Source organism: Streptomyces sp. NPDC054866, assembly GCF_053610745.1.
In genome coordinates, this window is record NZ_JBSGZA010000003.1 from 931,632 (window position 1) to 950,621 (window position 18,990).

Annotated in this window: 18 protein-coding genes; 11 read left to right on the plus strand and 7 right to left on the minus strand. The window is 70.3% G+C overall.

Annotated elements, in window-relative coordinates; translation table 11 throughout:
• Positions 1-35: 35 nt before the first annotated feature.
• On the plus strand, positions 36-641 hold the full coding sequence (locus ACWGI2_RS19615; RefSeq protein ID WP_453696526.1) for a TetR/AcrR family transcriptional regulator: 606 nt from the start codon (positions 36-38) through the stop codon (positions 639-641).
• Positions 642-675: 34 nt separating this feature from the next.
• Here the strand turns inward: ACWGI2_RS19615 and ACWGI2_RS19620 are convergent, their stop codons facing one another.
• The 4 genes from ACWGI2_RS19620 to ACWGI2_RS19635 form a co-directional block, all read right to left on the minus strand.
• Positions 676-999: a DMT family transporter gene (locus ACWGI2_RS19620; RefSeq protein ID WP_344525002.1), complete on the minus strand. Its 324-nt coding sequence runs from the start codon at positions 997-999 to the stop codon at positions 676-678.
• A 109-nt stretch (positions 1,000-1,108) separates the two neighbouring features.
• Positions 1,109-2,122 (minus strand): ribosome small subunit-dependent GTPase A, encoded by a 1,014-nt coding sequence (rsgA, locus tag ACWGI2_RS19625; RefSeq protein WP_453397839.1) that lies wholly within the window; start codon positions 2,120-2,122, stop codon positions 1,109-1,111.
• Between the two features lie 16 nt (positions 2,123-2,138).
• The gene (aroA, locus tag ACWGI2_RS19630; RefSeq protein ID WP_453397840.1) at positions 2,139-3,455 is read right to left on the minus strand and encodes a 3-phosphoshikimate 1-carboxyvinyltransferase; all 1,317 of its coding nucleotides are present in this window, start codon (positions 3,453-3,455) and stop codon (positions 2,139-2,141) included.
• A 41-nt stretch (positions 3,456-3,496) separates the two neighbouring features.
• Positions 3,497-4,219, minus strand: a complete 723-nt coding sequence (locus tag ACWGI2_RS19635) for a M50 family metallopeptidase (protein ID WP_453696779.1) — start codon at positions 4,217-4,219, stop codon at positions 3,497-3,499.
• 61 nt (positions 4,220-4,280) lie between these two features.
• Here ACWGI2_RS19635 and ACWGI2_RS19640 point away from each other — a divergent pair, with 61 nt between their 5' ends.
• The 10 genes from ACWGI2_RS19640 to ACWGI2_RS19685 all read left to right on the plus strand — a co-directional run bounded on the left by ACWGI2_RS19640 (position 4,281) and on the right by ACWGI2_RS19685 (position 14,354).
• Positions 4,281-5,096 carry an SOS response-associated peptidase gene (locus ACWGI2_RS19640; protein ID WP_453696528.1) on the plus strand — a complete coding sequence of 272 codons (816 nt, stop codon included), beginning with the start codon at positions 4,281-4,283 and terminating at the stop codon, positions 5,094-5,096.
• Between the two features lies 1 nt (position 5,097).
• Entirely contained in the window at positions 5,098-5,754 is a 657-nt protein-coding gene (locus ACWGI2_RS19645; protein ID WP_453696529.1) for an alpha/beta hydrolase family protein, read from the plus strand.
• A gap of 221 nt (positions 5,755-5,975) precedes the next feature.
• Entirely contained in the window at positions 5,976-6,656 is a 681-nt protein-coding gene (locus tag ACWGI2_RS19650) for a sigma-70 family RNA polymerase sigma factor (RefSeq protein WP_336605886.1), read from the plus strand.
• Complete coding sequence (gene rsrA / locus ACWGI2_RS19655) at positions 6,653-6,997, plus strand: mycothiol system anti-sigma-R factor (protein WP_453397843.1); 345 nt, start codon at positions 6,653-6,655, stop codon at positions 6,995-6,997. The genes ACWGI2_RS19650 and rsrA overlap by 4 nt, the downstream gene beginning before the upstream one ends.
• 194 nt (positions 6,998-7,191) lie before the next feature.
• Entirely contained in the window at positions 7,192-8,544 is a 1,353-nt protein-coding gene (locus ACWGI2_RS19660) for an HD-GYP domain-containing protein (protein ID WP_453696530.1), read from the plus strand.
• Entirely contained in the window at positions 8,541-9,782 is a 1,242-nt protein-coding gene (locus ACWGI2_RS19665; RefSeq protein ID WP_453696532.1) for an HD-GYP domain-containing protein, read from the plus strand. The genes ACWGI2_RS19660 and ACWGI2_RS19665 overlap by 4 nt, the downstream gene beginning before the upstream one ends.
• A 102-nt stretch (positions 9,783-9,884) precedes the next feature.
• The gene (locus ACWGI2_RS19670) at positions 9,885-10,865 is read left to right on the plus strand and encodes a tetratricopeptide repeat protein (protein ID WP_344530122.1); all 981 of its coding nucleotides are present in this window, start codon (positions 9,885-9,887) and stop codon (positions 10,863-10,865) included.
• 64 nt (positions 10,866-10,929) lie between these two features.
• Positions 10,930-11,580: a peptide deformylase gene (gene def, locus ACWGI2_RS19675; protein WP_453696533.1), complete on the plus strand. Its 651-nt coding sequence runs from the start codon at positions 10,930-10,932 to the stop codon at positions 11,578-11,580.
• Between the two features lie 306 nt (positions 11,581-11,886).
• Complete coding sequence (gene cyc1 / locus ACWGI2_RS19680) at positions 11,887-13,008, plus strand: epi-isozizaene synthase (protein WP_453696781.1); 1,122 nt, start codon at positions 11,887-11,889, stop codon at positions 13,006-13,008.
• Positions 13,005-14,354, plus strand: coding sequence for a bifunctional albaflavenone monooxygenase/terpene synthase (locus ACWGI2_RS19685; protein WP_453696535.1), 1,350 nt, complete (start codon positions 13,005-13,007; stop codon positions 14,352-14,354). Before cyc1 ends, ACWGI2_RS19685 begins: the two co-directional genes overlap by 4 nt.
• Here the strand turns inward: ACWGI2_RS19685 and ACWGI2_RS19690 are convergent.
• The 3 genes from ACWGI2_RS19690 to ACWGI2_RS19700 all read right to left on the minus strand — a co-directional run bounded on the left by ACWGI2_RS19690 (position 14,308) and on the right by ACWGI2_RS19700 (position 18,976).
• Positions 14,308-15,309 carry a helix-turn-helix domain-containing protein gene (locus ACWGI2_RS19690; protein WP_453696536.1) on the minus strand — a complete coding sequence of 334 codons (1,002 nt, stop codon included), beginning with the start codon at positions 15,307-15,309 and terminating at the stop codon, positions 14,308-14,310. The genes ACWGI2_RS19685 and ACWGI2_RS19690 overlap by 47 nt on opposite strands.
• A 242-nt stretch (positions 15,310-15,551) precedes the next feature.
• Complete coding sequence (locus ACWGI2_RS19695) at positions 15,552-16,574, minus strand: ribonucleotide-diphosphate reductase subunit beta (RefSeq protein WP_453397849.1); 1,023 nt, start codon at positions 16,572-16,574, stop codon at positions 15,552-15,554.
• Positions 16,574-18,976, minus strand: coding sequence for a ribonucleoside-diphosphate reductase subunit alpha (locus tag ACWGI2_RS19700; RefSeq protein ID WP_453696538.1), 2,403 nt, complete (start codon positions 18,974-18,976; stop codon positions 16,574-16,576). The genes ACWGI2_RS19695 and ACWGI2_RS19700 overlap by 1 nt, the downstream gene beginning before the upstream one ends.
• Positions 18,977-18,990 lie beyond the last annotated feature (14 nt).

Here is an 18,990-nt window from a genome sequence, read left to right on the forward strand (position 1 = left end):
GGCCGCAGAGCCGCTTCGGCCCCCGGGAGGCGACGATGCCTGCGGCACGGGAATCCTTATTGGACGCGGCCAAGACGGCGCTCGCCCGCCGACCGTGGCCAGGCGTCCGCATGGTCGATGTCGCGGCCACCGCCGGGGTGTCACGGCAGACCCTCTACAACGAGTTCGGCAGCAAGGACGGCCTCGCCCGCGCCCTGCTCCGGCGCGAGACCGACGCCTATCTGCACGGCGTGGAGCGCGCGTTGGCCACGGAGGGCGGCCCGGTGGACCGGCTCGCCGCCGTGGGCGCCTGGACGATCGCCGCCGCCCGCGCGAACGAACTCACGCGGGCCATGCTCACCGGCTGCTGGAGCGAACGCCTGCCCGCGCCGAGCAGGCCCGGGGTCTCCGCCTCACCCGTACCGGCACAGCGGCGCGCGGACGCGGGCGTTCCCTCGCCCACCGAACTGCTCGCCCTCGTCCGGGACAAGGCGGTGAACGCGCTGAACGGCAGGGCACGGCCGAAGGACACGGAAGAGCTGGCCATGGCCTGCGAGAGCGCCGTGCGGATGGCCTTGTCGTACGTCGTCGCGCCCTCGCCCACAGGTGAGGATCCCGTGGAACTGGTACGCGGGGTCCTGGGGCACTGGACCGGCGCCTGAGGACCCGCGGCCAGGTCAGACAGGTCAGGTCAGGTCAGTGGGCGGAGCCCGAGAGCTGGAGGCCGATGACACCGGCGATCACCAGCGAGATGGAGACGATCTTGAGCGTGGAGACCACGTCACCGAGGAAGATCATTCCGTAGATCGCGGTGCCCGCGGCGCCGATGCCCGTCCAGACCGCGTACGCGGGCCCCACGTCGAGCTTCCGCAGCGCGAGCGTGAGCAGACCGAAGCTGCCCAGGGCGAAGGCCGCGAAGGTGATCGTCGGCCAGAGCCGGGTGAAGCCGTGCGAGAGCTTGAGGCAGACCGCGAAACCGGTCTCCAGGAACCCCGCGACAATGACCAGCAGCCACGCCATGTATCTGCCTCCCGCAACCGTACGTTCGGTGACCGCTTCGCCTGGCTTGGATCAGGCATGGTGCGATTATGCCTTTGCCACTGTGCCCCGGGCGCAAACAACGGCGAGGTCAGTCGTCCTCGCGTCGCTCACGGGTCGCCAGGAGCCTGCGCAGCGAGTAGAGACGCGCCGGATCCGCGTGCCCCTCCTCCACCCACGCGTCGAGCGCGCAGTCCGGCTCGTCGTGGCTGCACGCACGCGGACAGTCCTCCGTCCCCGGCACCAGGTCGGGGAACGCGAGGATCACGCGGGACGGGTCGACGTGGTGCAGGCCGAAGGACCGCACGCCGGGCGTGTCGATCACCCACCCGCCGTGCGAGCCCGCGAGCGGGAGCGCGAGCGCCGACGTGGTGGTGTGGCGGCCGCGGCCCGTCACGGCGTTCACGTGGCCGGTGGAGCGCCGGCGATCCTCGGGGACCAGGGCGTTCACCAGCGTCGTCTTGCCCACTCCGGAGTGGCCGACGAACGCGGTGACCTTGCCGTCGAGCACCTCACGCACCCGGGCGAGGTCCGTCTCGTCGGTGAACTCCTCGCGGCTGGTGACCACGTAGGGCATGTCGAGCGTGGAGTACGTCTCCAGGATCTTGTCGGCGGAGGCCAGATCGGACTTGGTCAGGACGAGGAGCGGCGTGAGGCCGCCGTCGTACGCCGCCACGATGCACCGGTCGATCAGCCGCGTGCGCGGCTCCGGGTCGGCGAGGGCGGTGACGATGGCCAGTTGGTCGGCGTTGGCGACGACCACACGCTCGTACGGGTCGTCGTCGTCGGCCGTGCGCCGCAGGACCGACGTACGCGGCGAGATGCGCACGATGCGCGCGAGGGTGTCCTTCTTGCCGGAGAGATCACCGACGAGCGAGACGCGGTCGCCCACCACGGCGGCCTTGCGGCCCAGTTCGCGGGCCTTCATGGCCAGTACGATCCGGTCGTCGACCAGGACGGTGAGGCGGCCCCGGTCGACGGTGAGGACCATGCCGTCGGACGCGTCCTCGTGCTTGGGCCTGATGTGCGTGCGCGGGCGGTTGCCCTTGCGGTTGGGGCGGACGCGGATGTCGTCCTCGTCGGGGTTCTTTCCGTAGCGGCGCATGTTCTGGATCCGCCCGTCAGTTCCCGAGCATTCCGGTCCAGAGGTCGGGGAAGTCGGGCAGCGTCTTCGCCGTCGTCGCGACATTCTCGATCTGTACGCCCTCCACCGCGAGGCCGATGATGGCGCCCGCGGTGGCCATGCGGTGGTCGTCGTACGTGTGGAAGATCCCGCCGTGCAGGCGGCGCGGACGGATGTGCAGGCCGTCGGCGGTCTCGGTGACGTCGCCGCCGAGTTCGTTGATCTCCTTGGTGAGGGCCGCCAGGCGGTCCGTCTCGTGCAGGCGCAGGTGGGCGACGCCGCGCAGGGTCGAGGGGGAGTCGGCGAGGGCCGCGACGGCCGCGATGCCGGGGGTGAGCTCGCCGACCTCGCTCAGGTCCACGTCGATGCCGTGGATCGAGCCGGATCCGGTGAACACGAGCCCCTGCTCGGTCAGTTCGCAGGAACCACCCATCTCGGTGAAGATCTCCCGCAGCTTGTCGCCGGGCTGGGTGGTGTGCGCGGGCCAGTCGGGGATGGTCACGCGGCCGCCGGTGACCAGCGCGGCGGCCAGGAACGGCTGGGCGTTGGAGAGGTCCGGCTCGACGGTCAGGTCACGGCCGAGCAGGGCGCCGGGGGTGACCCGCCACACGTTCGGCTCGCCGCCCGACTCCGGGGTGTCCACCTGGGCGCCGACCGCGCGGAGCATGTCGACGGTCATCCGGATGTGCGGCATGGAGGGCAGGGCGGAGCCGGTGTGCCGTACCTCGACACCCTGGTTGAAACGCGGGCCCGAGAGCAGCAGGGCGCTCACGAACTGGGAGGACGAGGAGGCGTCGATCTCGACAGGGCCGCCGTCCAGGGCGCCCGCGCCGTGCACGGTCAGCGGCAGCGCGCCGCGGCTGTCGTCGTCGATGCGGGCGCCGAGCGCGCGCAGGGCGTCGATCACGCCGTTCAGCGGCCGCTCGTACGAACGGGGGTCGCCGTCGAAGCGGATCGCGCCGTCGGCGAGAGCGGCGACCGGGGGCAGGAAGCGCATGACCGTACCGGCGTTGCCGACGTCGACCGTGGCGGGGCCGTGCAGACCGGAGGGGATGATCCGCCAGGCCTCACCGGAACCGTCCGGGCCCACGCCTTCCTCGATACCGACGCCGAGCGCGCGCAGGGCGCCCGCCATCAGGAGGGTGTCGCGGGAGCGCAGCGGCCGGCGGAGCCAGCCGGGCTCGGCGGCGAGAGCGGCGAGGACGAGGCCGCGGTTGGTGACCGATTTGGACCCGGGCACATGGACCGTCGCGGCGACGGCTCCGCTCGCGTGCGGGGCTGGCCAGAGGGTGCTGTGCGCTGGGTTTGCGGTCATGCCCCCACTTTAGTGGCAGAGAGCTGAGGGGTCGTCGCTGCTCAGAGGCCGAGCAACCAGCGTCCGCCGCCTATCAGCGAGCACAGTGAGACGGCGTGGAAGAGGAAGAGCCACATCCCCGCGGGCACGTGCGTGAGCCGGGACAGCTGGTCCGCGTCCGAGTCGCCCGCGCCCCCGCGCCTGCGCTTGGACTGCAGCTCGAAGGCGGGACGTACGCCTCCCAGGAGCAGGAACCACACCACCGCGTACGCGAAGGCCGCCTGCACCTGCGAGCTGGTCAGCCAGGAGACGAGCAGGAAGGTGCCGCCGGTGATGATCACGGTGAGGGCGCCGTACGCGTTCCGGATCATGACCAGCATCACGATGAGCAGCGCCGTCGCGATCCACAGGAACGCCGTGATGTGGTCGGCGGCGAGGAGCGCGGCGCCCGCGAGGCCCAGCAGCGGCGGCGCGGTGTAGCCCGACGCCGCGGTCAGAATCATGCCGAGGCCGGTGGGCTTGCCGCGGGAGACGGTGAGGCCGCTGGTGTCGGAGTGCAGCCGGATGCCGTCGAGGCGGCGGCCGGTCAGGAGGGCGACCAGGCCGTGGCCGCCCTCGTGCGCGATGGTGATGGCGTTGCGGGCTATGCGCCAGATCCCGTGCGGGAGGATGACGGCCAGCGCGAGGACGCCGGTGGCGATGACCAGCCACTCGTCGGGTGCGGCCTGCGTGCCGAAGACGCGGTCCCAGAGGTCGGTCAGGCTGGCGTTCGCGGTGCTTTCCATTGCTCGTGCCATCTTCGGGACCGGCTCCTCTGGTCGTACGGGGTCTGGCAGTCTGGCACGTATGTGCGGACGGTATGCATCGAGTCGTAGGCCCGAGGATCTCGCAGGAATTTTTGAGATCGAGAAGTGGGAGCCGGAGGAGGGCCTCGCCCCCGATTTCAACGTGGCCCCCACCAAGGAGGTCTACGCGGTCCTGGACCGTCCTCTGAAAGACGCCGAGGACCCTGCTCCGGTTCGCCAGCTGCGCACGCTCAAGTGGGGACTCGTCCCGTCCTGGTCCAAGACGCCCGAGGGCGCAGCCCGGATGATCAACGCCCGCGCGGAGACCGTGCACGAGAAGCCGTCCTACCGCCGGGCCTTCACCTCACGCCGCTGCGTCATCCCGGCCGACGGCTACTACGAGTGGGTCACCGGCTCCGGCGAGCGCGATCTTGAGGTCGAGGGCAAGAAGAAGCGCCCCCGCAAGCAGCCGTACTTCGTGACGCCCGCCGACGGCTCGGTCTTCGCGATGGCGGGGCTCTATGAGTTCTGGCGCGACAAGACGCTCCCCGACGAGCACCCCCTCGCCTGGTGGGTGACGTGCACGGTGATCACCACCGAGGCGGAGACCGCGCCCCTGGCGGTCGCCCCGGAGGAAGGCCCGCGCTCGCTGCACGACATCCACCCGCGGATGCCGCTGATGCTGACGCCCGACCGCTGGGACGCCTGGCTCGACCCCTCGCGCACGGACGTCGAGGACCTGCGGCCGCTCCTGGAGCCGCCGCCGCACGGCCTGATGCGGGCCTACCCGGTGTCGACGGCGGTCAGCAACGTACGCAACAACGGCCCGGAGCTCCTGAAGGAGCTGGAAGGGCCCGAAGAAGGCACACTCTTCTGACGTGACCAAGAGTGCTGTGACCAAGAGCGAGATCGTCCAGACCGATGCCGGTGAGGCCCGCATCACCTGGCACCCCGCGCCGAAGTCCAAAGCCCGCCACGTCCTGGCTCTCAGCCACGGAGCCGGCGGCGGCATCGAGGCGCGCGACCTGCGGGCCATCGCCGCCGCCCTGCCCGCGCACGGCGTCACCGTCGCCCTGGTGGAGCAGCCCTGGCGCGTCGCGGGGAAGAAGCTGGCGCCCGCGCCGAAGACGCTGGACGTGGGATGGCGCGGCCTGTGGCCCGCGCTCGCCAAGCCCGGCCTCCCGGTGATCGCGGGCGGCCGCAGCGCAGGGGCCCGCGTCGCGTGCCGTACCGCCACGGAGCTGGGCGCCGCCGCCGTGCTCGCCCTCAGCTTCCCGCTGCACCCGCCGGGCAAGCCGGAGAAGTCACGCGCGGAGGAACTGCTCGGGGCAGGGGTGCCGACCCTCGTTGTGCAGGGCGGGAACGACCCCTTCGGGAAGCCCGCTGAGTTCCCGGAGGGGACGTACGAACTGGTAGAGGTCCCCTACGGCGATCACGGCTTCGCGATCCCCAAGCGCGCGGACATCACCGAGGCCGAGGCCATGACGCGCATCACGGATGGCGTCATCCGGTGGGCGGGAATGTTGGGTGCGTGACCTCTGTTGTGCCGAACAGACGTTAAACGCTGTTCGTACGAGAGGAAGTCCGCCGCATGGGTTCGACCATCTGCCCGGCCCGCTCCAGCGCCTCTGACCTGGAATGGACGGTGCTGAGCGCGCCCAAGACCGCTCCTATTCGGGCGGCGGCGGGACCGGATCGTCGTCTATCCTCCGATTCGAGTGGGACTGCTTTTGGTCTCACCACGTCTTTGGAGGAGGTGGGTCCGGTCACTGGGACCGACGCAGGGGCCGAGAACGGCCAGGCGGAGCGACCCGACGGAAGCGCTGAGACGTCGGCGGAGCGCACCGCCCGCTTCGAGCGGGACGCCCTGGGCTTCCTCGACCAGATGTACTCGGCGGCGCTGCGCATGACGCGCAACCCGGCGGACGCGGAGGACCTGGTGCAGGAGACCTACGCCAAGGCGTACGCGTCGTTCCACCAGTTCCGTGAGGGCACCAACCTCAAGGCGTGGCTGTACCGCATCCTCACCAACACGTTCATCAACTCGTACCGCAAGAAGCAGCGCGAGCCCCAGCGCAGCGCCGCCGAGGAGATCGAGGACTGGCAGCTCGCGCGTGCCGAGTCGCACATGTCCACCGGTCTGCGCTCGGCCGAGTCGCAGGCGCTCGATCACCTGCCCGACTCGGACGTGAAGTCCGCACTTCAGGCGATCCCCGAGGAATTCCGCATCGCCGTCTATCTGGCCGACGTAGAGGGCTTTGCGTACAAGGAGATCGCGGACATTATGGGGACACCCATCGGTACGGTGATGTCCCGGTTGCACCGCGGCCGTCGCCAACTGCGCGGCATGCTCGAGGACTACGCCCGCGACCGCGGCCTCGTCCCCGCCGGCGCCGCGTCAGAGTCGTCGAACGAAGCGAAAGGCTCAGGCTCATGAGCTGCGGAGAGCCGCACGAGACGGATTGCAGTGAAGTCCTGGACCATCTGTACGAGTTCCTGGACCACGAGATGCCGGACAGCGACTGCACCAAGTTCGAGACGCACTTCGAGGAGTGCTCTCCGTGCCTGGAGAAGTACGGCCTCGAGCAGGCGGTCAAGAAGCTGGTGAAGCGCTGCTGCGGCCAGGACGACGTGCCGGTCGACCTGCGCGCCAAGGTCATGGGTCGCATCGATCTGATCCGCTCGGGCGAGGCGGTCCCCGAGCACGATGTGACGGTGGAGACGACGGCCGCCGACGCCGGTGTCTCTGCGAAGAGTCTGAGGGCCAAGGAAGCCTGAGCTTCCGGTAGTTGAGTGTGAGCAGGCCGTGACGGGAGTCCGTCACGGCCTGCTTTTTTTCTGCGCCCCGTCGTTCACTGTCACTCGTACGTGCCAATTTCCGCGAGGGGGGCTCGGAGCGGAGGGCAGTCGTTCTAGTCTCCGGACCTTGGAACGTGGTCCCTGGGGGCGGTCACGGGGGAGGAGACGGTGCCATGCGGTCCATCGCCCCATGGGCGCGCGCCTACATCCTGTGCGCCGCCCTGGCCGGTGCCGCCTGCGCCGCGCCCGCGCTGACCTCGTCGCGCACGCCGTGGGGCGCGCTCGCCCTGCTCGCCGCGCTGTACGCCGGGTGCGAGCAGATCACGCGGTGCCGGGTGATCGGCCGCCGCGCCGGGCCCGGACTCAACGGCCTCGGCACCTTCTTCCCCGTGCTGCTCGCCGCCGTCTTCCTGCTGCCGCCCGCGTCCGCCGCCCTCGTCGCGGTGCCGGGGGCGCTGCTCGCCCGCGTCGAGCGACGCCCCCGGTGGGTGCGCAGGGTCTGGCGCGCGGCCCAACTCGCCCTGGCCGCATGGGCTTCGGCGTGGACGTACGGAGCGCTCGGCGGTCGCGAGGCCGTGGCCGCGCCCGACTTTCCGTACGCGCTCGCTCCCGCGGGGGCGGCCGTCCTCGCCTTCTCCGGCGTACTGACGGTCCTGGACGGCGGCATCCTCGCCACGGCGGAACGGGTGCCGGTGCGGACCGCGTGGCGAGGGCTCTTCCTGCGGTCGTTCGCGCCGGTCGCGGTGCACGGACTCGCCGGTCTGATGATGGCGGTGCTGTGGCGCAGTCCGTACGGGCCGCTCGCCGCGCTCCTCGTGCTGCTTCCGATGGGGGTCTCCTGCTGGGTCTTCGCGCAGTACCACCGCGAGCGCGCCGCGCATCAGGCCACCATCCGGGCGCTCGTGCAGGCCGTCGACATCAAGGACCGGTACACCCGCGGGCACAGCGAGCGCGTGGGGCGGGCCTCCGTGATGATCGCGCGGGAGCTGGGGATGGCGGACGAGCGGGTGGAGAGCCTGCGGTTCGCCGGGATCCTGCACGACGTCGGCAAACTCGGCGTACCGACCCGGCTCCTTCGCAAGGACGGGCCGCTGACCCCCGAGGAGCGGCGGGTCATCGAGCTGCATCCCGAGTACGGGCACGAGATGGTGCGCGGGATCGGCTTCCTCGGGGAGGCACGGGCGGCGATCCTCCACCACCACGAGCGGATGGACGGCAGCGGGTATCCCTACGGGCTCGTGGGGCGGCAGATTCCGGAGTTCGCCCGGGTGGTGGCCGTCGCGGACGCGTTTGACGCCATGACGTCCACCAGGTCCTACCGGCGGGGGAGGCCTGTCACCGCTGCTGTGGCCGAGCTGTCCCGGTGCGCGGGGGCGCAGTTCGATCCTGTGATGGTGGCGGCGTTGCAGCGGGCGCTCGACCGGTACGGATGGCACCCCGCTGTCACGGCGGACACCGGTGACGTGCCCGCGCCCCGCCGAGGAGCGCCCAGCGTTCCCGCGGCCCCCGGGACGGCGTCACGGTGAGGGCCGTCACGGGGCTCATTTACGGCGCCGCCGGGCTGCTCACTCTCCTCGGTCTCGGGTGGACCCTCTGGCACGGGGTGGCCGAAGGGGGGATCGCGCTCGCCTTCGGGGGACTCGTCGCCGTGGGGGAGCTGGCCCGGTGGGGCGCCCGCGGGAGCGACCGGGAGCCCGCGCCGCTCGGGGCCGCGGGGGCGCTCTCGTACGCGCTGCTCGGGGAGGTCGGGGGGCGGTCCACGCACCACGGAGTCCTCCAGGTGATCGCCGTGGTCGTCGCGGCCGCGCTCGTCGGAGCCGTGCCGCACGTCGCGCTCGGCAAGGGGCCCGCCCTCGACCACGTGGCCCGGCGCGTGCTCACCGTCGGATTCGCCGCCGCGTGCTTCCAACCGCTCTACAACGCGGGCAAGTTGGGGGAGTGGGTGGGGCAGGGCCCGGCCTTCGCCGTCGTCATCGTCGCGCTGCTCGTCCTGACCGCCCTGTGCGACGCCGTGCTCGCCGCCGCCATGGCGCACGCCCGTACCCGTTGGCCCTTCGGACCGCTCCTGCGCGACGAACTGCGGGCCATGCTCGGCATCGGGTCCGCCGTGTGCGCGACGGGGGCCGTCATGGCGCTCGCGGTCGCCGTGGCGGGGCTCTGGGCGCTGCCGGTGTTCAGCCTGCCGCTGCTCCTGACCCAGCTGTCGTTCGGGCGGTACGCCGCGGTGCGGACCACCTACCGGCAGACCATCACCTCCCTCGCGAGGTCCACCGAGATCGCCGGGTACACCCCGCAGGGCCACGCACGCCGCGTGGCCGCGCTCAGCCGGGCCGTCGGGCGTGAGCTGGGGCTCTCCGCGCCGGACCTCGCCGTTCTGGAGCACGCGGCGCTGATGCACGACATCGGGCAGCTCTCCCTCGTCGACCCCGTGCCCGCGGGCGCCACCGCCGCCCTGCCGGACGCGGAACAGCGGCGCATCGCCCTGCTCGGGGGCGCCGTCGTGCGTCAGACGGGAGTGGACGGCGACGTCGCCGTGGTCGTGGAGCGGCAGGCGGACCCGTACCGCGACCAGCCGCTCACCGCCCGTATTGTGCGAGCCGCCAACGCGTACGACGAGATGGCCAGGGGAGAAGGTCCCACAGGCCCGCTCCACGCCCTGGAGCGGCTGCGGCTCGGCACCGGCCGTGACTATCAGCCCGAGGTGGTGGAAGCCCTGGCCCGGGTGCTTTCGCGGGGCGGTCATAGCTTGCCGCCGGTTGGGTAACCCATGGGTAATGAGCGGCCGTCCGACCGTACGTGGTTGGATGCGAAGAGGGCCCTCGGGCACAGCGGAACACAGGAACTCAAGTACCGGCAGGCGGGAATCGTGAGGATCTTCGGCAAGGGACGGCACCGGCCCTCCGCCTCATGGCGGCAGGCCACCGACCGCGCCTTCACGCTGATCGGCGACGGGCGGTACGAGGACGCGGGCGCGCTCCTTACCCGCGCGGCGGATCTGGAGCCGTGGCTCTCGGAGTCCTGGTTCAACCTCGCGCTGCTCCACAAGTTCCGGCACGACTGGGAGCAGGCACGGGCCGCGGGCCTGCGGGCCGTCGCGCTGCTCGACCGGTCGCAGGGCGCCCCCGACTGGTGGAACGTGGGGATCGCCGCCACCGCCCTCCAGGACTGGCCCCTTGCCCGGCGCGCCTGGCAGGCGTACGGCCTGCGGGTGCCGGGCGGTGTGGCCGCCTCCGGGGAGCCCACCGGCATGGACCTGGGCAGCGCCGCCGTGCGGCTCTCGCCCGAGGGTGAGGCCGAGGTCGTGTGGGGGCGCAGGCTCGACCCCGCACGCATCGAGGTGCTCTCCATCCCGCTGCCGTCCTCCGGGCGCCGCTGGGGCGAGGTCGTGCTGCACGACGGCGTTCCGCACGGCGAGCGGACGACGGGCGCGGGGGACTCGTATCCCGTGTTCGACGAGATCGAGCTGTGGGCTCCCTCACCCGTTCCCACCTGGGTGGTTCTCCTGGAGGCCGCCACCGAGGACGACAGGGACGCCCTGGAGAAGCTCGCCGCGGACGCGGGCTTCGCCGCCGAGGACTGGTCCTCGTCCGTACGGCTGCTGTGCCGCATGTGCTCCGAGAGCCGCATGCCGAGCGACGAGGGCGATGGCGAGCACCTGGACCCGCACGACCACAGCGAGCCGGGTCACCCCGGGCCGCTCGGCCACCGCAGCCCCGGCGCCCTGTGGGTGCCCGAGCGCGAGTGCGGCATCGCGGCGCCCGCCGCCCTGGTGCGCGGCCTGCTCGACGGCTGGGTCGCGGACAGCCCGGACTCCCGCGACTGGCGGGATCTGGAAGAGGTCTGCTGACTCCTGGCCGTAGGCTGTACCGGCACTATCTCTTGTGGGTTCCCAGGAAGGCGTACGTCGGACAATGGCGCAGGACACTGAGCAGCAGGCCTCGGGCGGGGTCCTCCCCGTCGACGACGAGGGCTTCGTCATCGACACGGAGGACTGCGAGGAGCGGGAGACGGCCTACCGCGAGCGCGGCACGTCCCGGCCCATCACGGTCGTCGGCAATCCTGTGCTGCACAAGGAGTGCAAGGACGTCACCGCCTTCGACGCCGAGCTCGAACAGCTCGTCGCCGACATGTTCGCCAGCCAGCGGACCGCCGAGGGCGTGGGCCTTGCCGCCAACCAGATCGGCGTCGACCTGAAGGTCTTCGTCTACGACTGCATGGACGACGAGGGCAGGCGGCACGTCGGCGTGGTCTGCAACCCCGTCGTGCGCGAGCTCCCCGCGGACCGGCGCCGCCTGGACGACTCGAACGAGGGCTGCCTCTCGGTGCCCACGGCCTACGCCGAGCTGGCCCGCCCGGACTTCGCGGAAGTGACCGGGCAGGACGAGAAGGGCAACCCCATCAAGGTGCGGGGCACCGGCTACTTCTCCCGCTGCCTCCAGCACGAGACGGACCACCTGTACGGCTACCTCTACATCGACCGCCTGTCCAAGCGTGACCGCAAGGACGCGCTGCGGCAGATGGAAGAGGGCACCCCGCGCTACCCCGTGGTGCCGAACGCCTGAGCCGACTCCAGACACGGGCGCACCACGCGCCACCTGCGGCCCCTGGCCGGGAACTCCTTCCCGGCCAGGGGCCGTTCGCGTGAACCGACACCAACCGGTCAGCTGTGCGATCGAATCTGGCTCATGGTGATCCATAATCAGTCACGTACGGGGATTTTCTCGGCACTGGGGGGTAGTGAATGGCGCAAATCTGTTCCCTGAACGGTCAGTTGTGGTGCTGAATGGAAAGCGCGGGGATACACAACGGCGCGCGCCCGGTACGGCGGGAGGGGCGTGCGTTTTCACGCGGCTGAGAGGGGTTTGTCCGTGCCTGCATATGCACACAGCACTTCACCGACACAGACGCAGGCGCCGGCGGTATCCGTGCCACCGGCGTTGGCACTTCCAGTGATCGAGTCGGGGTTTCCTCGCCAACTGCACCCGTATTGGCCGCAGCTCCAGGAGAAGTCCAGGACGTGGCTGCGCGAAATGCGCCTCATGCCCGCGGACAAGGTCGAGCGGTACGCGGACAGCCTGTGCTACACGGACCTGGTGGCCGGCTACTACATTGGCGCACCCGATGAGTTGCTCAGTGCGATAGCCGACCTCAGCAGTTGGTTCTTCGCGTGGGACGACCGGCACGACCGCGACTCGGTGCACGGCAGGGCGGCACAGTGGCGCCGTCTGTGCCGCGGGCTCCACGAGACGCTCCGGACTCCCCGGCAGCAACTGCGCCACCGTGACCCTCTGGTAGCGGGGTTCGCGGACTGCGTCCTCCGGTTGTACTCCCACCTCGGCCCCAGCTGGAACGCCCGGTTCGCCCGGCATTTCCACAGCGTGATCGAGGCGTACGACCTGGAGTTCAGGAACCGCAGAACGGGCACGGTCCCGACGGTCGAGGCCTACATCGAGCTCCGCAGACTCACGTTCGCACACTGGACGTGGATCGACCTGCTCGAGCCCACGGCGCGCCACGAGCTGCCTCCGGCGGTGCGGAAGCATCCCGCGTACCGGCGGGCGGCGCTCGCCACGCAGGATTTCTCCGCCTGGTACAACGACCTGTGCTCGCTCCCCAAAGAACTCGCGGGAGATGAATTGCACAATCTCGGGATCAGTCTGATCCAGCACGAGGGACTTTCCCTGGAAGAAGCCGTGGCGGAAGTGCACGCGCGGGTCACCCGATGCATATCGGATTTCCTCGTGGCGGAAAAGGAAGTACTGCGCCTCGCCGGGCAATTGGCCGACGGAAGCGTACAGGGAAGGAAACTCTCGGACGCGGTGGAATCGTGTGTCGCCAATATGCGGAACTGGTTCTCTTCCGTGTACTGGTTCCATCACGAATCCGGCCGCTATCGGGTGGACAGCTGGGACGACAGGTCCATTCCTCCGTATGTGAGCGACGCCGCAATGAGCGAACTGGCCGAAACTGAATTGGTAGGTGAGGAATGAGCGTCGAATCCGCGATACCCGCGACCATGACTCCACCGCTCGTCAGCGGTGGCGCCCCGCTCATCGGTCACGCCTGGAACCTGGTGCGCGACCCCCTCGGCTTCCTCGCCGCGCTGCGGGATCATGGTGATCTCGTACGCATAAGGCTGGGACCCAAGACCGCGTACGCGGTCTGCGACCCCGAGTTGGTCGGGCAGCTCCTGAGGAGCCCCGACTACATCGTCGGAGGGCCGCTCTGGGACACCCTGGAGGTGCTCCTCGGTAAGGGCGTGGCGACCAGCAACGGCAAGCTGCACCGGCGTCAACGGCGCATGATGCAGCCCGCGTTCAGGCGCGAGCGGGTCGCCGGCTACGCCAAGGTGATGGAGGAGGAGGCCCGCATGGCGGCCGCGCGCTGGCGGCCGGGCGAGATGGTCGACATCAACGCGGAGATGTTCCGCACCGCCGTGCGCGTCGTGTCCCGTTCGCTCCTGGAGGTCGACGCGATCAGCGAGAAGGCGGACCGCATCGCCGAATCGCTGCACACCGTCTTCGAGGGTCTCTACCGCAGGATGGTTCTCTCGGTCGGGCCGTTGTACCGCGTGCCGACCCAGGGAAACCGCCGCTTCCAGAACGCGCTCGCCGAGCTGCACGCACTGGTCGACGAGATCGTCGCCGAAGGCAGGGCGGCGGGCGACGACCAGGACGACCTGTTGGCCGAAATGCTGCGGGCGCGCGATGAATCAGGGCAGCTGCTCAGCGACCAGGAGGTCCACGACCACGTGATCTCCCTTGTCGTGGCGGGCGCCGAGAATATCGCGTCGACCCTGGCGTGGACGTTCCATCTGCTGGCCCAACACCCCGAGCAGGAAAGGCGATTGGTTGAAGAAGTAAATTCCGTGGCACCGGACCGGGAGATCACATTCGCCGACCTCGGTGACCTGCCGCACACCCGGAATGTCGTCACCGAGGCCATGCGTATACAACCGGCCGCCTGGATATTCACCCGCAGGTCGGTGGGAGAAACCAACCTGGGTGGCTACCGCATTCCGGCCGGTGCCGACATCGTCTACAGCGTGTACGCGATGCAGCGCGATCCGCGTTCCTTCGAGCAGCACCTCGAGTTCGACCCGGACCGCTGGAGGCCGGAACGTGCGGGCGACGTACCGGAGTTCGCGATGATGCCGTTCGGCACCGGTAACCGCAAGTGCCCGGGCGACCATTTCAGCCTGGTCGAACTGGCCATCATCCTGGCGACGGTGGCCCCGAAGTGGCACCTGGCGCCGGTCGCGGAGACCGACGCCGACACGAAGATCGGGATCACGCTACAGCCGAAGAAGCTGGTTCTCCGGGCCGAGCGGCGCTGACGGCCGGGCCGCGGAAGGTGCGGCGGTAGGCGTTCGGCGTGGTGCCGAGCGCCCGCAGGAACTGGTGGCGCATCGCCGCGGCGTTGCCGAAACCGGCACGCCCGGCGATGGCGTCCACCGTCTCGTCCGAGCCTTCGAGCAACTCCTGCGCCAGCAGCACGCGTTGGCGCAGGAGCCAGCGGTAGGGCGTGGTGCCGGTCTCCTGCTGGAAGCGGCGCGCGAAGGTGCGCGGCGACATGTGCGCACGCTCGGCGAGCCGCTCGACGGTGATCTCCTCGTCCAGATGGCGCTCCATCCAGGCCAGTACCCCGCCCACGGTGTCGCACGCCGATCGCGGCAGCGGGCGCGCCACGAACTGGGCCTGCCCGCCGTCGCGGTGGGGCGGTACGACCATGCGCCGGGCGATGGCGTTGGCGACCTCGGTGCCGTGCTCCTGGCGCACGATGTGCAGGCAGGCGTCGATCCCGGCTGCGGTGCCCGCCGACGTCACGACCGGGCCCTCGTCCACGTACAGGACGTCGGGTTCGACCCGGGCGCGCGGATAGCGCACCGCGAGCTCCGTGGAGTGCTGCCAGTGCACGGCGCAGCGGCGCCCGTCGAGCAGCCCCGCGGCGCCGAGCACGAAGACGCCGGAGCAGACGGAGAGGATGCGGGCCCCGCGGTCCACCCCGCGGCGCAGGGCGGCGAGCAGCTCCTCGGGGTAGTCGCGGGCCACGAACGACTGGCCCGCGGGGACGGCGATGAGGTCGGCCTCTTCGAGCCGGTCGAGGCCGTACGGAGTGGTGATCGAGAACCCGGCGTGATTGCTCAGGGGCCCGCTCTCCGCGGCGACCACAGCGAAGTCGTACACGGGAAGGCCCTCGTCGCTCCGGTCGAGGCCGAACACCTCGCAGACGACGCCGAGTTCGAAGGGATGCACGCCGTCGAGCAGCACGACGGCCACGTTCTTCAGCATGCTGCCAGTGTGCCGCGGTCTTGGCAGTAAGTCGATGGTGTGTGGCAGTCCTGCCACTGACGTTACGGTCCGGCACGCACGACAGTGAGGACATGAACACATTCCTCGGATACGTGACCGTTGTGACCGTCTTCCTCCTCCTGGCCGCACCCTCGCTCGTCGGGTACGTCCACGACCGCAGGATCGACCGTGAGCTGCGTGAGGCCCCCCGCGCCCCACGCAGCTCACGGAAGCCGGAGGTTCTAGAACTCGTCGTCGAAGGAGACCGAACCCTCGACGGCGACCTGGTAGGCGGAAGGCCGCCGCTCGAAGAAGTTGGTCAGCTCCTGGACACCCTGGAGCTCCATGAACGAGAACGGGTTTGACGAGCCGTAGACCGGCGCGAAGCCGAGCCGCTGGAGCCGCTGGTCGGCGACGCACTGCAGGTACTCGCGCATGGAGTCGGTGTTCATGCCGGGCAGGCCCTCACCGCACAGGTCGCGCGCGAACTGCAGCTCGGCCTCGACGGCCTCTTTGAGCATGTCCGTGACCTGCGTCTGGAGCGCGTCGTCGAAGAGCTCGGGCTCCTCCTTGCGGACGGTGTCGACGACGTCGAAGGCGAAGCTCATGTGCATCGTCTCGTCGCGGAACACCCAGTTCGTGCCGGTGGCCAGGCCGTGCAGCAGACCGCGCGAGCGGAACCAGTAGACGTAGGCGAAGGCACCGTAGAAGAAGAGCCCCTCGATGCACGCGGCGAAGCAGATCAGGTTCAGCAGGAAGCGGCGCCGGTCGGCCTTGGTCTCCAGACGGTCCATCTTCTCGACCGAGTCCATCCACTTGAAGCAGAACTCGGCCTTCTCGCGGATGGAGGGGATCTCCTCGACCGCGTCGAAGGCGGCGGCGCGGTCCTCCGGGTCGGGCAGATAGGTGTCGAGCAGCGTCAGATAGAACTGGACGTGCACGGCCTCCTCGAAGAGCTGGCGGCTCAAGTAGAGCCGTGCCTCGGGGGAGTTGATGTGCTTGTAGAGCGTGAGCACGAGGTTGTTGGAGACGATCGAGTCGCCGGTCGCGAAGAACGCGACCAGGCGGCCGATCATGTGCTGCTCGCCGGGCGAGAGCTTGGCGAGGTCGGCGACGTCCGAGTGGAGGTCGACCTCCTCCACCGTCCAGGTGTTCTTGATCGCGTCCCGGTAGCGCTCGTAGAAGTCGGGGTAGCGCATGGGGCGCAGGGTCAGTTCGAAGCCCGGGTCGAGCAGGTTCTTCTCGGCGTTCGTGGTGGAGCTCATTACTGGCAGGCCTCGCAGGACTCGGGGTTTTCCAGGGAGCAGGCGACGGCTTCTTCGGCCGTGACCTGGGCGGGGACGGGGGCGGGGGCGGCTGCCTCGGTCTGGCCGGCCGCCGCGCGGGCGATGCGGGTCGCCGGGCGCGAGCGCAGGTAGTACGTGGTCTTCAGACCCTGCTGCCAGGCGTAGGCGTACATCGAGGAGAGCTTGCCGATGGTCGGCGTCTCCAGGAACAGGTTCAGGGACTGCGCCTGGTCGAGGAACGGCGTGCGCGCGGCGGCCATGTCGATCAGGCCGCGCTGCGGGATCTCCCACGCGGTGCGGTAGAGCTCGCGCACCTCGGCCGGGATCCAACTGAAGCCCTGCACCGAGCCGTTGGCCTCGCGCAGCGCCTCGCGAGTCTGCGCGTCCCAGACGCCGAGCCGTTTGAGCTCCTGCACCAAGTAGGCGTTGACCTGGAGGAATTCACCACTCAGCGTCTCGCGCTTGAAGAGGTTGGAGACCTGCGGCTCGATGCACTCGTACACGCCCGCGATGGACGCGATCGTGGCGGTCGGCGCGATGGCGAGAAGCAGCGAGTTGCGCATGCCGGTCGCGGCGATACGTTCGCGCAGCGCGGCCCAGCGCTCCGGCCAGGTCAGCTCGACGCCGTAGTGGTCGGGGTGCAGGACGCCGCGCGCGGTGCGGGTCTTCTCCCAGGCGGGCAGCGGGCCGTTGCGCTCGGCGAGGTCGGCGGACGCCTCGTACGCGGCGAGCATGATCCGCTCGGCGATGCGCGTCGAGAGGGCGCGCGCGGCGGGCGAGTCGAAGGGCAGCTTCAGCTGGAAGAAGACGTCCTGGAGGCCCATGGCGCCCAGGCCGACCGGACGCCACCTGGCGTTGGAGCGGCCTGCCTGCTCGGTCGGGTAGAAGTTGATGTCGACGACGCGGTCGAGGAAGGTGACGGCGGTGCGGACGGTCTCGTCGAGCCGCTCCCAGTCGATGTCACCGGCGGCCGTGTCCACGAAGGCGCCGAGGTTCACCGAGCCCAGGTTGCAGACGGCCGTCTCGCCGTCGTCCGTCACCTCCAGGATCTCCGTGCAGAGGTTGGAGGAGTGGACGGTGTGGCCGGGCTCCGCCGTCTGGTTGGCGGTGCGGTTGGCGGCGTCCTTGAACGTCATCCAGCCGTTGCCGGTCTGCGCCAGGGTGCGCATCATGCGGCCGTACAGATCGCGCGCGGGGATGGTCTTGCGGGCGAGCCCGGCGGCCTCGGCCTTGCGGTAGGCGGCGTCGAACTCGTCGCCCCACAGGTCGACGAGCTCCGGCACGTCGGCCGGAGAGAACAGCGACCAGTCCTGGTCGGCGGCGACCCGGCGCATGAACTCGTCCGGGATCCAGTGCGCGAGGTTGAGGTTGTGCGTGCGGCGCGCGTCCTCACCCGTGTTGTCGCGCAGCTCCAGGAACTCCTCGATGTCGGAGTGCCACGTCTCCAGATAGACCGCGGCGGCGCCCTTGCGGCGCCCGCCCTGGTTCACGGCGGCGACGGAGGCGTCCAGCGTCTTCAGGAACGGCACGATGCCGTTGGAGTGACCGTTCGTGCCGCGGATCAGCGAACCGCGGGCGCGGATGCGGGAGTACGAGAGGCCGATGCCGCCCGCGTGCTTGGAGAGGCGCGCGACCTGGTGGTAGCGGTCGTAGATGGAGTCCAGCTCGTCCAGCGGGGAGTCGAGGAGGTAGCAGGACGACATCTGCGGGTGGCGGGTGCCGGAGTTGAAGAGCGTCGGCGAGGACGGCAGGTAGTCCAGGCGGCTCATCAGGCGGTACAGGGAGGCGACTTCGGCCATCGCGCGGGCACTGCCGTCCTCGGCGAGGCCGCTCGCGACGCGCAGCATGAAGTGCTGCGGGGTCTCGATGACGTGCCGGGTGATCGGGTGGCGAAGCAGATAGCGGCTGTGCAGGGTGCGCAGGCCGAAGTAGCCGAAGCGGAAGTCGGCGCCGTCCTCCAGAGCCGCCTCCACGAGCCCGTCCAGGCGCTCCGCGTGGTCGGTGACGAACGCGGCGGTACGGTCCGCGATCAGCCCCTCGCGGTGGCCGACGGCAACCGAGTCGGAGAAGCTGCGCACGCCCTGCGACGCGGCCTCGTCACGGATGCTGAGGCTGAGGAGCCTGGCCGCGAGCTGCGAGTAGGTCGGATCCTCGGAGATGAGCCCGGCGGCCGCCTCGGTCGCGAGGTCCCGCAGCTCCGCCACGTCGGCCTTGGCCGAACGGCCGCGCAGCGCCGCGGCGGCGACCCGGCCGGGGTCGGCGTCGGGGAGGTCGGCGGTGAGGTCGGTCAGGGTACGCAGCAGCGCGGTTCCTGGGCCGTCGGCGATCCGCTGATCGTCGGTGGTCTGCGCTGACGCAGGTTCGGCTGGCGCGATGGTCACGGAGCACTCCCTCG

What these genes read in the sequence shown, in the direction of transcription:
- rsrA (WP_453397843.1), top strand. Translation starts at nt 6,653, where the DNA reads ATGAGCTGCGGAGAGCCGCACGAGACGGATTGCAGTGAAGTCCTGGAC.
- ACWGI2_RS19685 (WP_453696535.1), top strand. Translation starts at nt 13,005, where the DNA reads ATGAGCGTCGAATCCGCGATACCCGCGACCATGACTCCACCGCTCGTC.
- ACWGI2_RS19695 (WP_453397849.1), bottom strand. Translation starts at nt 16,574, where the DNA reads ATGAGCTCCACCACGAACGCCGAGAAGAACCTGCTCGACCCGGGCTTC.
- rsgA (WP_453397839.1), bottom strand. Translation starts at nt 2,122, where the DNA reads ATGCGCCGCTACGGAAAGAACCCCGACGAGGACGACATCCGCGTCCGC.
- ACWGI2_RS19620 (WP_344525002.1), bottom strand. Translation starts at nt 999, where the DNA reads ATGGCGTGGCTGCTGGTCATTGTCGCGGGGTTCCTGGAGACCGGTTTC.
- ACWGI2_RS19640 (WP_453696528.1), top strand. Translation starts at nt 4,281, where the DNA reads ATGTGCGGACGGTATGCATCGAGTCGTAGGCCCGAGGATCTCGCAGGA.
- ACWGI2_RS19660 (WP_453696530.1), top strand. Translation starts at nt 7,192, where the DNA reads ATGCGGTCCATCGCCCCATGGGCGCGCGCCTACATCCTGTGCGCCGCC.
- ACWGI2_RS19615 (WP_453696526.1), top strand. Translation starts at nt 36, where the DNA reads ATGCCTGCGGCACGGGAATCCTTATTGGACGCGGCCAAGACGGCGCTC.
- def (WP_453696533.1), top strand. Translation starts at nt 10,930, where the DNA reads ATGGCGCAGGACACTGAGCAGCAGGCCTCGGGCGGGGTCCTCCCCGTC.
- ACWGI2_RS19690 (WP_453696536.1), bottom strand. Translation starts at nt 15,309, where the DNA reads ATGCTGAAGAACGTGGCCGTCGTGCTGCTCGACGGCGTGCATCCCTTC.
- aroA (WP_453397840.1), bottom strand. Translation starts at nt 3,455, where the DNA reads ATGACCGCAAACCCAGCGCACAGCACCCTCTGGCCAGCCCCGCACGCG.
- ACWGI2_RS19635 (WP_453696779.1), bottom strand. Translation starts at nt 4,219, where the DNA reads ATGGAAAGCACCGCGAACGCCAGCCTGACCGACCTCTGGGACCGCGTC.